Source organism: Oscillibacter sp. KLE 1745, from assembly GCF_000469445.2.
In the GTDB taxonomy this organism is placed as follows: Bacteria; Bacillota; Clostridia; order Oscillospirales; family Oscillospiraceae; genus Oscillibacter; species Oscillibacter welbionis.
Genome location: NZ_KI271780.1, coordinates 1 through 13,735, shown reverse-complemented (window position 1 = coordinate 13,735; position 13,735 = coordinate 1). Strand labels below are relative to the sequence as shown.

Below are 13,735 nucleotides of genomic sequence, written 5' to 3'. Positions count from 1 at the left end.
AAAGGAGACGCATGAAGAAATACACAGATGTTGACATCGTTGCGGAGCTGCAGAAGCTCGTGGACAGTCATGTAGACAGCTACAAGGAAGACTTCGACATCGACAAGCGCATCATCCGCCGCGCCGCCGAAAGCCAGAATCCCGAAGACAAAACGCTGATGTGGTTCTGCCGTCCGCATGGAACGCACTGCCTCAATGAAAATCAGGTCTTTATTCAGAGAACGCGAGATCACAACACCTTCCGTTTCTATGCGGAACAGACCTACGACGAGTGCGTTGCCCGCGTCATTGTCCTGAAAACCGTCAAGCGCGGCAAGGTCTTCGGAGATGTCTTTGAGATCAACTACCGAGAATAGGCGGCAAATGTGGCGCAGAACTCGGTTGCGCCGGATCATGACCGGCTGACCTTTGCGGATGGCTTTGTGCTGGAAGCCCCCTGCCGCAGCAGCTTCGATGAGGCAATGGCTTTGGTTAGTGAGCATGGCGGCGTACAAGCCCACCGGACGCTCCCGAAGGATGCGGATGCTCTGGCGGAAGTGCTGTCCAAGCAGAAAGGCCGCCGTGACAGACTGCCGGATGCAGAAAAAACAGAGGTGCTTTCGCCTCTGTCCGTTGGAGAACTTCGGAAGTATGAGGCAGTCAAAAAGGCGCATCCCGACGCGCTGGTTTGCTTTGCCCAGAACGGCTATTTTGAGCTGTACGGCAAGGACGCGGAAAAAGCTGCGCCGCTTCTCGGCACAAAGCTCCTTGAGAAGAAGGTACGCGGCAAGCCCTCCTTGCCGGTGACTGGCTTCCGTGAAACTGCGTGGGTAGCCGGTTCTCATAAGCTCTGGAAGTCCGGCGCAGATGTCTTTCTCAGCAAGGACGGCGAGACATTCAAGGAACTCAAAGCCGCAGATTACATTCCTGTCGGCGCGACGCTGAATGTGGATGGCATCAAATGCAGAATCGACGCGGTTGATTTTACCGCTGATGAAGTCCGGCTGACGAACATCGAGGACAAGAACCGCCCCATCCGCTTTTCTGAAAGCATCCAGTATGTCCGCTCCTATGTGGAGGATGCCGGAACTGCCATCTACGACACCATCCCGAAGAAGCCCGCTGCCCGTGAATCCATCCGCGACAAGCTGAAATCCGCACAGAAAGCCCAGCCGCCCCGCACACCGAAGCCGCAGAAATTGAAAGGAAAGGATATGGAACTCTGATATGAAAAACTTTACCGTGGAAGAAATCAACCTGATGTGCTGCTTCAACACGTCCAGCCGGAGGCGGCTGATCGACGATATGAAGAGCGTCACCCTGAACGACATGGACGGCGAGATCGCAGAGCTGATGTATAAGACCATCCAGAAGCTCGAATCCATGACCGACGCGGAGTTTGAGGAACTGTATATCATGCCGGACGGCATGGTGGATGACTGAAAGGAGGATGCCTATGCCCGTATTAGACGGTAATTTTGAAGCCTTCGTCACGAACCTTGGCAAGTACAACGAGGGTATGCTGGTCGGTGAGTGGGTGAAGTTCCCGACAACCGAAGAAGCGATGCAGAAGGTCTTTGAGCGCATCGGGATCGGCAAGCAGGATGAGTTCGGTCAGCCCTATGAAGAGTGGTTTATCACCGACTACGAATGCCCGATCTACGGCGTCCAGAAGATGCTTGGCGAGTACGAGAGTCTTGATAAGCTCAACTACCTTGCTGCTTTGATTGACGAGCTTTCCCTGAGCGATCAGGAAAAGCTCGTTGCCGTTATGGAGGCTGGCTGCGATGAGGTCAGCGACATCGACGATCTCATCAACCTGACGTTCAATCTGGACTGCTACGACATCATGCCCGGTATCAACGACGAATCCGACCTCGGCTATTATTACGCCCACGAAGCCGGTATTTACTCCGAAAAGGATCTCGGTCCTCTGGCAAATTACATCGACTATGAACGCTATGGGCGCGATATTGCGATGGATGAGCAGGGACGCTTCACCGATGAAGGCTATGTCCGCGTTGCAAGCGAACGCTGGGACAGACAGTTTGACGGGGAGCTTGATGACATTCCCGATGAATACCGGATCACCGGCTCAGGGGAAGCCGCCGAGCGTAACAGCACCATTGCCGTTCTCATCGTTGAGCCGGGCAAGGAGCCTTATGTGAAGGAGATTGACTCCGGTCTGGAGTCCTTGCAGCATGAGGTCGGCGGCTACATCGAGGCAATTTATCCCTACGAAGACCCGGTTGCCTTAGTCTGCAATGAGGAAGGCAAGCTGGAAGGTCTGCCACTGAACCGCGCTCTGCGTGATGAGGACGGTGACATCTACGACGTTGTTGCCGGAACATTCATGGTAGTCGGCTTGACGGATGACAGCTTCGGCTCTCTGACCGTAGAGCAGATGCAGAAGTTCTCCGACCTCTTCAAAGTTCCGGAGCAGTTTGTTAAGTTGGGCGATAAGATTGTTGCGATCCCCATGATCTCGAAGGAACAGCAGAAGCAGGAGAGCGTTGAGCAGAAGGACTTTGAGATGAATGCCGACACCTCCGGCCTGACGGTTGCCGGTCACATCGGGACATGGCACACCATTGACCAGCACGAAGTCGGCGGTCACAGCTTTTATCTGATGGAGCATGACACCTACGGCGATGAAGCGGCTTGCATCATCGTCGATGAGCGCGGTAAGCTCGTCCTTGATGATGTCTACAACGGCTTTGACGATGACACGCTCCGCCTTCTTGACCTTGAGGTCAAGGAAGTGCCGGAAATGCCCGATCCCGCGCTCTCCGTTCAGGATATGAAGGACTACGGCTACGCATGGGCTGGCGTTCTTCCCGCCGGTCAGGACGCGGCTGAAAAGGCGATGGAGAAGGGCTGCGAGGTTTACCGTCTTTATTCCGATAACACAGAGGGCTTGTGCGTGGATGCCAAGGAGATTGCCGATCATGCGGCAAAGGGCGGAATGCTCGGTATCAGCAAGGAAAGCTGGATGGCGGCACTTGAGAAGGAAAACCACCTCAAGGCAGCGGAGATGTCGATGGAGGATGACTACGGCATGATTGATGGGATCATCAACAACGGTCCGAAGGAGGACAAGACCGCAGAGGTCAAAGCCCCCGAAAGGGGCGAAAAGTCCTCCATCATGGACAGGCTCAAGTCTGCAAAGGCTGAAAAGCAGATGGAATGCTGCCCCCCCAAAAAGCACAAAGGAGAGATTGAGCTGTGAGCAGAAGTCAGAAGTGGCGGCAGGAGTGGTCGTTCTTCATCGGAGATAGCGGACGCCGGAAGTATAACCGCTTCTGCGTCCGCTGCGTCCATAGCTGCAAGCAGAGCTTCCGTGCGGATCTCATCGCCTGTCCGCACTTCTCCCGCAAGGCATCGCGGTGTAGACAGTTAGGGGTCGAAAAAGTCTGTGATTGCAAGCCTCAGAGCGACGAGGAATGACCGCCCAGTGTGATTATATTCCCCGCACAGTTCCAGCAATAGAGCGAGAATAAGTGTCGATTTCGGCACTTGTTTGAATGCCCGGAAAACGAACCAAAAGCCTCTGTCGATGCCCAGTTTGGGTGTCGGCAGAGGCTCTTTTTTATGACATATTATGACATATTCAAAATAGCGGACAGCAGCTCTTGAACCTGTTGCCGGTATTCCGGCTTTATATCCGAAATACGTCTGGCAAGCGCAAGGGCTTCCGCTTCTGGCTCATCGGTCCCAAAGATAATTCGGTCCGCACTGACGCCCAGCAAACGGCAAAGACGCTGCAAGGCTTCAAGAGAAATACCGGAAGCACCACGCTCAATAGCGCTCAGGTGATTCGGCGTCATGCCAAGCATTTCTGAGAGCGTGTCCTGCGTATAGCCCGCCTGTTCTCTTGCCACTTGAATATTGCCGCCGATTTCAATATTGATGTCCTTCTTCTCTCGCATAGCCTCACCACCTTTGCATTTAGTGTACCTAACGGCGGTGTCATTATCCACGGCACGCCGTCGTTAATTTTACTAACGACAATGCGTTGACTGTCCGTGATGAGGGTGATAGAATGGAGTTACCTACCAAAAGAGTGAAAGAAGGGGTGTCATGTCGCGCATTATTGAGTTTAGAAAGTCTGCTCAAAAAGCTGAAAAGCAATCCGTTCAAGGCAAGACTTGTGCGTTTACCGGTCATAGACCGCAGAGTCTTCCGTTCGGCTTTGATGAATCCGATAAGCGTTGTACTTCTTTGAAATCTGTTATGCGGGATCAGATTGTAGCACTCATCGAGAACGAGGGCGTCACGCATTTTATTACCGGCATGGCTCTTGGCGTCGATATGTACGCTGCGGAAATTGTACTCGATTTGAAATCAAAATACCCTCACATTACTCTGGAAAGTGCAATCCCTTGTGAGACACAAGCGATCAAATGGTCTGTGGCTTCACGGGAACGGTATTATAATATCGCGGCAAAGTGTGACAAGGAGACCATGCTGCAACGGGAGTACACGTCGGACTGCATGGACAAGAGAAATCGGTACATGGTCGATCACGCCGATTATATTCTCGCAGTATGGAATGGATGCCCCAGCGGTACCGGGAACACCGTGAGATATGCCCACAAAAAGGGCAAATCTATCATCGTTATCAATCCGGTTTCCCTTGATGTCACGCGGGAATAAGGCAAAAATCCCACTCCTGAATCAAGCGTTGCGAAAACCGTGAAGTATTTCCTGATAGTGAATACACATTGCACTACTCGGTGATTATTGGAAACGTGTACGGCGTATGCTGCCCAGTGAATATCTCCACGGAACACATCGAATTTTCACGGCTTCGTAAAACGGAAAGTGTCACCTTATGAACAGTCCCTTGCCGAGAGAAAAATAAATCGCTGGAAACGGGAACGCCCCCGGCACTGTGCGTCTGGCACAGTGTCGGGGGCGTTTTTCCGTGTCTTAGTTATGAGCCAGTTCATTTAGGAGCAGCTTTCGATAGCCCACATCCAAGACGCAGCAATGGAAGTCCATCAGACGGTGTTCGTCGAACAGCTTTTCACAGAGCTTGGTCAGCGGATGATTCATCAGCTTTGCAGAAATGCCAGTCTCGTTGAAAAACCTTGCCCATGTGAAGACCTCTTCTAAATCCTCCTGCTCAAGCGTGGCAGGAATGATGGCGTTGCAGAGACGGACAATGGGGCTGTCCGCAAATCGCTCTGCGACTTCCTCCGGTGTGCATTCATAGCGGTCACAGTCAAAGGAAAGCGCATCCTCAATTTTAAGATAGTTTTCGGTTTCATCCCGCGTCAGGGTTATGGTGTAGTCTCCCATACCGGACGGCACATCAATATTCTCCATGACATCAAGCTCGTAACGGGAGCCGCCGATGATCGCCTCAAAGGAGAAGGACTGACAGATTACTGCTGGGTTCTTGTCTATCTTGTCCTCATTCAGAAAGGACAGCGGATTGTACTCTGTTAGTTCCCAGTCGATTTTTCCTCTCTCTGTTTGCTCGGCAATCTGCTGGATCAGATGTTGTTCTTCTTCGTGCAGATTTTCATTGTACAACATGATACACCTCCGTTTTCTGATTGTCGTTTTTTTGGGGGGCTGCTCTATGTTTCCGAAGAGACTGCCGTTTGTATCATCATTCCTTGGCTGAGGGCAGACCTTCGTAAAACTTCCTAAGTTCGCCCAAACTGCTTGTCCGATTTTTGATAGGCAGGGAGTCCCATGTAATGTCATGATAGCGTTCCGGCGGCTCATCCCGCAGTCTTCGGTCGATGATGCAGACAATGCCGGTGTCTGTGAAATTGCGGATCAATCGCCCGATGCCTTGCTTGAGCTTGATAATCATTTCGGGAACGCGAACATCCATCAGCGCATCCTTAGCAACGGAACACTTATACTCGATAATCGGATCGGGGACAGGGAACGGAAGCCGGAAAATGATGACATTGGAAAGGCTTTTTCCTTCAATGCTGATACCTTCCCAATATGCACCCGTCCCCAGAAGCACGGAGTTCGTATCTTCCTTAAACTCATTCAGCACCTTGTCCTGCGACGATCCCGGCTGCTGCATCAAGATTTTGTACGGAAGATTTTTCTCACTGAGAATGGAGTAGACCTCTTCCATGTCGGTCTTTGCCGTAAACAGCACGAGTGCCTTTCCGTTGGAAATGCTCAGGATCTCAAGCAGTCGCTCCACACCCTTTTCAATGAAGGCTTCATGTTCTCTGGTCGGGTGCGGGAGATCGTCGCAATAGTAGATCATGGCGTGTTCATCGTATGGATATGGGGAAGGCTTTGGCTCGGATAAGCAGCCGCGGTCACCAGCGGGAAAGCCGGTATTGCTGATAAAGTAAGAATACTGTTCTTCCAGAGACCCGCTCGTGGCGTTCGTCAGCGTGGCAGAGGTCAAGATGGTTCTTTCATCACCATTGAAGTATAGGCGGCTCACAATTTCTTTTGTGTTTTTAGGGCAATAGACGAGTTCCGTGTTGCTGCCGTGCTGCTCAATCCAGATCAGCATATCGTCTATCTGGTCAAGAAGCTCTGAAAGGGACTCGCTGACGGCATCCAGATCATCAGAGGCAGCAAAGGAACGGTTGTTTCTGAAATCCATGCTGGAATAAATCTGAATGCTGGACGAAAGGTTGTGTATGGCGGCGTTCATCTCGGTAAGCAGTTCAATCGCACTGCCATTGTTGTCGAAGAAAAAGCGGTCAGCGTAGCGCATATCCTGCTCTGCCTCGTTGATCTGCTTTTGGACTTGTGCTTTCAGGCAGTTATAGAAGGCGATGATTGCGCTCTCTGCCTCTCGCTTTTCACCTGACACACTGCTCTGGTCAAAGGATCGCAGCTCATAGAATGCGCTCTTAATCATTCCAAAGAGCATACCTTGCCCGAAACGCTCCGTTGTGGCACTCCGCACCTTATCATCCAAGTTGTGTGCTTCATCCACGACAAGCAGATCAGCGGCGGCGTTAATCAGCCCTTCCTGACCGCGCCGGAGTTTCATCAGATGCTGGGTTAGAAAATCCTGATTGCACAGTACCACTCCATCCGTAAACTTTAATGCTGCGCGGACTTTGTAATACTTGCACTTCTTTTCACAGAAGCCACAATTCTTCATGCTGAACCGCTGCACATTTACCTTGTCCCAGATGCCTTGCGGCAAAACCTCCGGGAAATCCTTGCGTTCCTCATACCCCTGCTGGATTCCTTCTTTGAGCGCGTCCGGTGGGTCAGCCTTCGGGTCACACATATACTCATCTGCGCGTTTGTTGCAGAGATAATGGGTCTGTCCTTTTGCGAGGATGACATCTCTGTTCAGCCCAAGAAGGGGCATTACCGCGTGGACATCGCGCCAGAGCTGTTCTTGAAGCGCAATGGTCGAGGTTGCGATGATAACCGGCTTGTTCATGCGTTTGCTGTACAGCAGCACCGGCACAAGATAGCCAAAGGACTTTCCAATGCCCACGCCAGCTTCAATCGCAAAATGCTGATCGTTTATGAGGGCGTCCACAATCTCAAAGGACATATCCTGCTGTCCCTCACGCATTTCCAAACCATGCTGCGGGGCTTCATCCCAAAAGAAGGTGCTGACTTGCTCACTCATGGAGTACAGCTCTGCTTTTCTGCGCTTTTTCCGTTCCTCCGATGTATTGAATCCAAAATAGAATCTGTTGTCCATCCACATTCCTCCCGGAATAGAAACCAAGGCTATCCGCGTTTCAGTTCAATGCTGACGTTTCCGTTCTCGTCGATAGTCAGCGTCATGTGCCTGATGTGCTTCTCATAGAACTGCCGCCGCTCTGCGGGAGACATTTCGATCCTCGTGTTTCGCAGAGCTGCATCAAACATATCGTTGACGTTCAGGTGAACGGAGTTGTCAATCCAGCGGTACATCTCCTTGAACAGTGCGTTTTTCTTGATGTCCTCGCTGTTGCCGGAGTAGAAGTCATCCAGATAGCAGTAGAATATCCCTGATTCTGCAAGTGCTGCCTTCATATCCGGTCCGCATTTTTCCCGCTCAATCATGACAAGGAATCTGGCGTCCGGTAAGGAAGAAATCAGCCCCCAGTAGTCGGAATCGCTTGAGACGATGACGAAGGAATCCACTTGCTTTTGGTAGTGTTCCTGACAGGCTCTTGCGGTGAGCTTGATGTCTACCAGTGATTTGTTCTGCTTGATCCGCTCAATCATGATATGTTCAACGGGGATGCGGGTGTAGTTTTCAAGAATCCGCCATGCCGTAGCGGTGTGTACGTCATCAAAGAGAATGATCGCCGTAATTTTCTGCATGACCTCATAATCAAGGTTTTTGAGCGTGGCGCACAGCTTGTACGGGTCAGAGTTTTCGCAGTCCACTACCAATACGGTCTTCTCACTGTCATCTATGAAGTCGTAGATATTGTTTTTTACAAAAGCCCCTGCATCGGAGACTTTACTGTATTCCGTGAAGGCGTCGCAATGCCATTGATAAAGCAGGGTAGCAAACTTCTTATCATTATAGAGGACATTGCCCTCGTCCATCGGTACCCAGTTGATGTACATTTGATAGGGGTAGTAGGAGAGACTTGCGTAATAGATGTCCGCAGCATCTTTCGTTCCGTCCTCTGTCAAGCCGTTTGGCATAATGAACAGCTCTTTTATGTACGTCCAGTTAATCCAGATTGGAAAGAGGCTTTTGCAGTTGTTAATGCGGTCTGAAATCAGCCGGTTAATCTCGATAATGTGGTGGCAGAGCTTTGTACTCGACTTTTTGATAAAGCTGATTCCGTCGTTTGAAAGCTGCTGCATACTGGAAGCTGGGATGATCTCTGGCATTGAAAGCAGCCCTCGATACTCCATCCGCATGATGTCATTTATTTTCCGGTAGTTGCGCTCAATGGCGGTGCGGATGATACATAGATTACGAATGATACGGGCATTTTTATCCTGTTCAAGCCGGTCGTATATCTCTATCTTCGGTGGCTCGTGTTCATTTTGAAAAATACGGAGCGGGACGCCGATCAGATATGCTACCTTTGACACAAGCTCATAGGTGCTGTCTTTATAGGCAATCTGTTCTCCGGCATATTCGACGCCATTCAACATGACTGAATTGCCCATGATCTACTCCTTTCTCGTAGGGGAGTTAAGCGGTCATTACATTGTCCGTCCACATCTCACACTGGCTCATGACAGTCTGGACTGCATCATCCATACCCTCAGGCGGATATTTGTGTTTTTTCAGCAGCCTTTTGACCAAGCGGCGCATTCCAGCTCTTGCGCTCTCTTTCTTTTGCCAGTCTATTGTCTGGTTTTTGCGAAGCAAATCTGTCAGTTCTTTCGTGATAGCAATAAGCTCATCATGCTCGTAAAAGTCCTTGATTGCTTGCGGCTTCGTCAGAGCATCATAGAAAGCAAGCTCGTCCGCTGTCAATCCGAGTTTTTCACCCTCGGCGGCAGCAGCGGCAATGTCTTTCGCCAGCTTGAGTAATTCTTGAATGACTTCCTCGTTGGTGAGCATTCCGTTCAAATAGCGGTTCATCGCGCTCTGAATGATTTCGGAGAACTTTTCAGACTTGACGATATTTGTTCGACGGTAAACAGAGACCTGTTCGGAAATCAGTTTTTTCAGGAGTTCGACTGCAAGATTCTTCTCCTTCATGTTTGCCACTTCTTCAAGAAACTTCGGATCGAACAGCGAAAACTCAGTCTGGACATCAGAAAAGAGGTTGATAACGCCTTCGCTCTTGATGCTGTGCTTCAAAAGCTCGTTAATGCGCTCATTTACTTCTGGAAGCGTAAACTTCTTTCCGGTACCGCCTGAAACCAAGCGCACGGTCATTGTTCTTACGGACTCGAAGAAAGCCGCCTCCATGCGAGTTTGCTCGTCTACCAAGCTGCTGCACAGCGAAAGTGCCTGCTTGAGAAGCAGGGCTTCTTTGATGAACACATTCTGTGTCTTCTCATTGTCGGGAAGCTCGTACTCTGCAACACTTTTGCCAAGTATGAAGTTCACACCTCCGCTGATGAGCTTTGCCCTGTCGAGGTCGCTTCCGGTCATGAATTTCTCATAACTGAATCCGTGGAACAAATCTCTGCAAATAGAGAGCTTTTCAAGGAACTTCGGATATGCAGCCTTGCTTACATCTGTATCACCATAGTTCTTCTTGTCTCTGGCAGTATAGTCGTTCATTGCCTGTTTCAGTGCAGCCGCAATACCGACGTAATCAACAACCAAACCGCCTTCTTTATCTTTGAAGACACGATTGACGCGGGCGATAGCTTGCATCAGGTTGTGTCCAGCCATTGGCTTATAGACATACATCGTAGCAAGGGAGGGAACATCAAAGCCGGTCAGCCACATATCCACGACGATAGCGATTTTCAGCGGAGAGTTATTGTCTTTGAATTTCCGCGCCATATCGTCCTTATGCGCTTTATTGCCGATAATCTCACGCCATTCTTCTGGATCATTATTGCCTTGCGTCATGACCACTGCAATCTTTTCCGTCCACGCCGGGCGTAGCTCAAGAATGCGCTTATAAATCTTCATTGCTATGGGACGCGAATAAGCAACGATCATCGCCTTGCCGGTCAGGATATTCTCGCGGTAATTCTCGTAATGATCAAGAATGTCATTTACCAAGGAGTTGATCGTCTGGTCGGCACCGAGGATTGCTTCCATCTGACCAAGTTCCTTTTTGCTCTTTTCAATGACATACGGATCGGCGTTGTCAGCCATAATGTCATACTCATTATCGATCAGATGGAGGGTGTTCTCGTCGAGTTTCAGGTGAATAACGCGGCTTTCGTAATAGACGGGTCTTGTAGCTCCGTCTTCAACTGCCTGTGTCATATCATAGATGTCGATGTAATCACCGAAGACCTCTCGTGTACTGCGGTCTTTTGTGGAGATCGGTGTTCCGGTGAATCCAATGTAGGTCGCATTAGGAAGCGTGTCTCTTATAATGCGGGCAGTGCCGATAACGGTTTTCGCCTCGACTTCGCCGTTGTCCTTCTGCTTGACCACAACCTTCTCATTGAGACCATATTGCCCGCGATGCGCTTCATCAGCCATCACGATAATGTTCCGGCGTTCCGAAAGAGCTTCGTTGCTTTCTTCAAACTTCTGCATGGTCGTGAAGATTATGCCGTTTGCCTGTCTGTTTGCAAGCAGTTCTTTCAGATTCTTGCGGCTCTCAGCGTGCTGCGGCGTTTGCCGGAGGAAGTCCTTGCAGCGGGCGAATTGTCCGTAAAGCTGGTCGTCCAGATCGTTACGGTCGGTAATGACAACGATAGTGGGGCTTTCTAACGCTTCTTGCAGATAATGAGCATAGAAGACCATAGACAACGATTTTCCGCTGCCCTGTGTATGCCAGAAGACGCCACCCTTACCGTCCGTCACGGTTGCGTGTTTTGTAGACTCAATCGCCTTTTTGACTGCGAAATACTGATGATACCCGGCGAGTATCTTGAAAGTATTCTGTCCATCCACATTAAAGCAGATGAAGTTTTTCACGATGTCAATGAAGCGGGTCTTCTCAAACAGTCCTACAAAGAATGTGTCAAATGATGCGTGTTGCGTATTCTCATAGCTGCCGTCTGTTGTTTTCCACTCCATAAAGCGGTCTTCGCCGGACGTGATTGTACCAGCCTTTGAAGTGGTCAAGTCGCTCATGACACATACCGCATTATAAATGAACATAGAGGGGATCTCATACATATAGTTCCGGAGCTGGCGGTATGCTGCGGAAGCATCGGTTTCTTCGCGGGACGGAGACTTCAACTCCACAATGACGAGTGGGAGACCATTGACAAAGAGAATCACATCTGGTCTTTTTTCGGAGTTCTCAATGAAAGTCCATTGATTCGCAACTGTGAACTCGTTACTGGCAGGATTTTTGAAGTCTACAAGGTAAACAAGGGTAGAGCGTTCTTCACCCTTGTCATAGTATTTTACCGGGACTCCGTTTTGGAGGTAGTCCATAAAGACCATGTTCTTCTGCAAGAGCGTTCCGGTTTCAAGGTTTTTGAGCTTGTAGATCGCCTCCGTCAGAGCATCCATAGGCAGGCTCTTGTTGATCCGCTGCAAGGAAGGTAGCAGAACATCCTCATAAAGCGGCGAGTGATAATCGCGCTCCACATCCGGTCCATAGATATAGTTATAGCCCAGTTCTTCATTGAGAAGCTGCAAGACGGCATTCTCATAATTTGATTCGGTAAAATAGCCTGCCATTTGTACTCAACTCCCTCTATATAATATCCGCATAGATGCGGTTTTCAGCTTTTGTGAAGATTACCTCAGCAGGAAATAAATCTTCTCCCGCATTTGCCAATGAAACCAGTGTTATTGCCCATTCCCACAACTGTACAGGCAGCCTATAACATAGATTTTCAGGAGATGCCTCAACAGTGACTAATGGGATGCCGCCCTTTGCAATACCGACAGAAAGAACTACAAAGGCGTTTTTTCCTTTGGTGAGTTCCAGAATGGGTTGTCTGTCTACATCGTGATAAACTTTTGCGCCGCGTCGATTCCTAAAAAAATCCTTTTCTTGATCTTTCACCGGCTCAACAGGCAGCTTGTTTTTCATCTGCTCAAAATGGGTTTCAAGTCTTTGGCAGATGCAGCTATTACAATACTCCGGTTGCATATCAAAGTCTTGTTCGATGTCTTTAGCTGAATTGAAATGATTCATGAAATCCAGCAGTCCCAAAAAGCTAACAAGGTCATCTGAATAATTACCGGCATAGACCTTATACCAATCATTGTTGATCTCGAACACGATATGATAAAGCTGCTTGTATAGCTGTAACTGCCCATCGGTTAGTCTGAACCATTCTTTGCTAAGAAGAGTCTTCGCAATGCGGGGACTGTCCTGCGTCGGTGTCAAGGAATGGTATAGCGATTTCATCAGTTTGCCGATAATTCCTACCAGCATATCAGCCATTCTAATTCCAAAGTGGTCTATCGAGTCTGCCTCTTCGCAATTCTTCAAACTGGCTTCTTTCGCGGCAATGAGAGTTTTGCTTTCGGCTCCTGCTTCACCTTCCTTGTCAAGCAAGACTGAATAATCAAGAATGCCCTTGCTGCTCAGGAAATTTCCAAACCCGACAAACTGCGAATGGTAGTCCCAAGCGAGGGACTGCGGAACATCGACGTTATTCAGGACATAAAGGACGGCTTCAAATGCCGTGTTTTCCTGCGCCTTCAATTCGCGGTTTTCTTTGTTGCGCCTAATCCGGTTCGTCAAGAATGTCATTAACGCAGCTACAAACTCCGCTGGGCTTTTATACAGGCTTTCAATTACCTCTGTGGGTCGGTATGTAACTATCGCTTTGACTATTGAGTAGCGTGCAGCGTCCATATCAAAGAAGACGCTATTGCGATAGCCTTTGAAAATCTGGGTGATAACGTATTCGATTTTGCTTGCACAGAACAGATAGATATAGCTGTTCTCATCAAAGATGGAGAAGAAATCTCCAAGCAGCTTTGCATTTGCTTCGTTGAGAGAGGCAAATCCATGAACTAACTGCTTCGGCTTTATCGTTCCGCTTTTCAGCTCTCCTTTTTTCTTCCTATCAGCGTATTTTTCTTCAAAAGCATGATAACGCTGTTCAAAAGCTGTTTCGTGATCGCTGCGCCACCCGATAATAGCTGCCAGAAAACCATCATAATATGTCTCACCAGTAACGGTTGAGAGATTGATGACCCTGCTATGCTCAGACTCATCGTAGTAAAAGCAGTATTTCATCTTATCCCTCCTAGCGTAAACGATAATTTAGC

Annotated in this window: 10 protein-coding genes and 1 pseudogene; 5 read left to right on the top strand and 6 right to left on the bottom strand. The window is 49.3% G+C overall.

Annotation, left to right across the window (positions count from 1 at the left end):
* The first annotated feature begins 11 nt into the window (after positions 1-11).
* The 4 genes and pseudogenes from HMPREF1546_RS17200 (at position 12) to HMPREF1546_RS17185 (ending at position 3,426) form a co-directional block, all read left to right on the top strand.
* Positions 12-1,205, top strand: a pseudogene (locus HMPREF1546_RS17200) (DNA mismatch repair protein MutS).
* Position 1,206: 1 nt separating this feature from the next.
* Positions 1,207-1,422, top strand: coding sequence for a transposon-transfer assisting family protein (locus tag HMPREF1546_RS17195; protein WP_021747347.1), 216 nt, complete (start codon positions 1,207-1,209; stop codon positions 1,420-1,422).
* 13 nt (positions 1,423-1,435) lie between these two features.
* Positions 1,436-3,208: an antirestriction protein ArdA gene (locus HMPREF1546_RS17190; RefSeq protein WP_301546104.1), complete on the top strand. Its 1,773-nt coding sequence runs from the start codon at positions 1,436-1,438 to the stop codon at positions 3,206-3,208.
* Positions 3,205-3,426: a hypothetical protein gene (locus tag HMPREF1546_RS17185; RefSeq protein WP_021747349.1), complete on the top strand. Its 222-nt coding sequence runs from the start codon at positions 3,205-3,207 to the stop codon at positions 3,424-3,426. The genes HMPREF1546_RS17190 and HMPREF1546_RS17185 overlap by 4 nt, the downstream gene beginning before the upstream one ends.
* A 152-nt stretch (positions 3,427-3,578) precedes the next feature.
* On the opposite strand, the gene HMPREF1546_RS17180 is transcribed toward HMPREF1546_RS17185, so the two are convergent.
* Positions 3,579-3,908: a helix-turn-helix domain-containing protein gene (locus HMPREF1546_RS17180; RefSeq protein WP_006573527.1), complete on the bottom strand. Its 330-nt coding sequence runs from the start codon at positions 3,906-3,908 to the stop codon at positions 3,579-3,581.
* Between the two features lie 151 nt (positions 3,909-4,059).
* Between HMPREF1546_RS17180 and HMPREF1546_RS17175 the strand changes: the two genes are divergently transcribed.
* Positions 4,060-4,635: an SLOG family protein gene (locus HMPREF1546_RS17175; protein WP_008982971.1), complete on the top strand. Its 576-nt coding sequence runs from the start codon at positions 4,060-4,062 to the stop codon at positions 4,633-4,635.
* A gap of 276 nt (positions 4,636-4,911) precedes the next feature.
* On the opposite strand, the gene HMPREF1546_RS17170 is transcribed toward HMPREF1546_RS17175, so the two are convergent.
* From HMPREF1546_RS17170 to HMPREF1546_RS17150, 5 genes are all read right to left on the bottom strand, one after another.
* Positions 4,912-5,523, bottom strand: coding sequence for a hypothetical protein (locus HMPREF1546_RS17170; protein ID WP_021747350.1), 612 nt, complete (start codon positions 5,521-5,523; stop codon positions 4,912-4,914).
* A gap of 76 nt (positions 5,524-5,599) precedes the next feature.
* A complete protein-coding gene (locus HMPREF1546_RS17165) occupies positions 5,600-7,648 on the bottom strand; it encodes an ATP-dependent DNA helicase (protein ID WP_036629186.1) in 2,049 nt (682 codons plus the stop codon).
* Positions 7,649-7,677: 29 nt separating this feature from the next.
* Positions 7,678-9,069: an NYN domain-containing protein gene (locus HMPREF1546_RS17160; RefSeq protein WP_021747352.1), complete on the bottom strand. Its 1,392-nt coding sequence runs from the start codon at positions 9,067-9,069 to the stop codon at positions 7,678-7,680.
* 25 nt (positions 9,070-9,094) lie between these two features.
* Positions 9,095-12,184: a type I restriction endonuclease subunit R gene (locus tag HMPREF1546_RS17155; RefSeq protein ID WP_021747353.1), complete on the bottom strand. Its 3,090-nt coding sequence runs from the start codon at positions 12,182-12,184 to the stop codon at positions 9,095-9,097.
* A 16-nt stretch (positions 12,185-12,200) separates the two neighbouring features.
* Positions 12,201-13,703, bottom strand: a complete 1,503-nt coding sequence (locus HMPREF1546_RS17150) for a hypothetical protein (RefSeq protein ID WP_021747354.1) — start codon at positions 13,701-13,703, stop codon at positions 12,201-12,203.
* Between the last annotated feature and the right edge of the window lie 32 nt (positions 13,704-13,735).

Excerpts from the sequence above, each read along its gene's own strand:
- HMPREF1546_RS17180 (WP_006573527.1), bottom strand. The coding sequence starts at position 3,908 with ATGCGAGAGAAGAAGGACATCAATATTGAAATCGGCGGCAATATTCAA.
- HMPREF1546_RS17155 (WP_021747353.1), bottom strand. The coding sequence starts at position 12,184 with ATGGCAGGCTATTTTACCGAATCAAATTATGAGAATGCCGTCTTGCAG.
- HMPREF1546_RS17190 (WP_301546104.1), top strand. The coding sequence starts at position 1,436 with ATGCCCGTATTAGACGGTAATTTTGAAGCCTTCGTCACGAACCTTGGC.
- HMPREF1546_RS17160 (WP_021747352.1), bottom strand. The coding sequence starts at position 9,069 with ATGGGCAATTCAGTCATGTTGAATGGCGTCGAATATGCCGGAGAACAG.
- HMPREF1546_RS17165 (WP_036629186.1), bottom strand. The coding sequence starts at position 7,648 with ATGGACAACAGATTCTATTTTGGATTCAATACATCGGAGGAACGGAAA.
- HMPREF1546_RS17195 (WP_021747347.1), top strand. The coding sequence starts at position 1,207 with ATGAAAAACTTTACCGTGGAAGAAATCAACCTGATGTGCTGCTTCAAC.
- HMPREF1546_RS17175 (WP_008982971.1), top strand. The coding sequence starts at position 4,060 with ATGTCGCGCATTATTGAGTTTAGAAAGTCTGCTCAAAAAGCTGAAAAG.
- HMPREF1546_RS17150 (WP_021747354.1), bottom strand. The coding sequence starts at position 13,703 with ATGAAATACTGCTTTTACTACGATGAGTCTGAGCATAGCAGGGTCATC.
- HMPREF1546_RS17170 (WP_021747350.1), bottom strand. The coding sequence starts at position 5,523 with ATGTTGTACAATGAAAATCTGCACGAAGAAGAACAACATCTGATCCAG.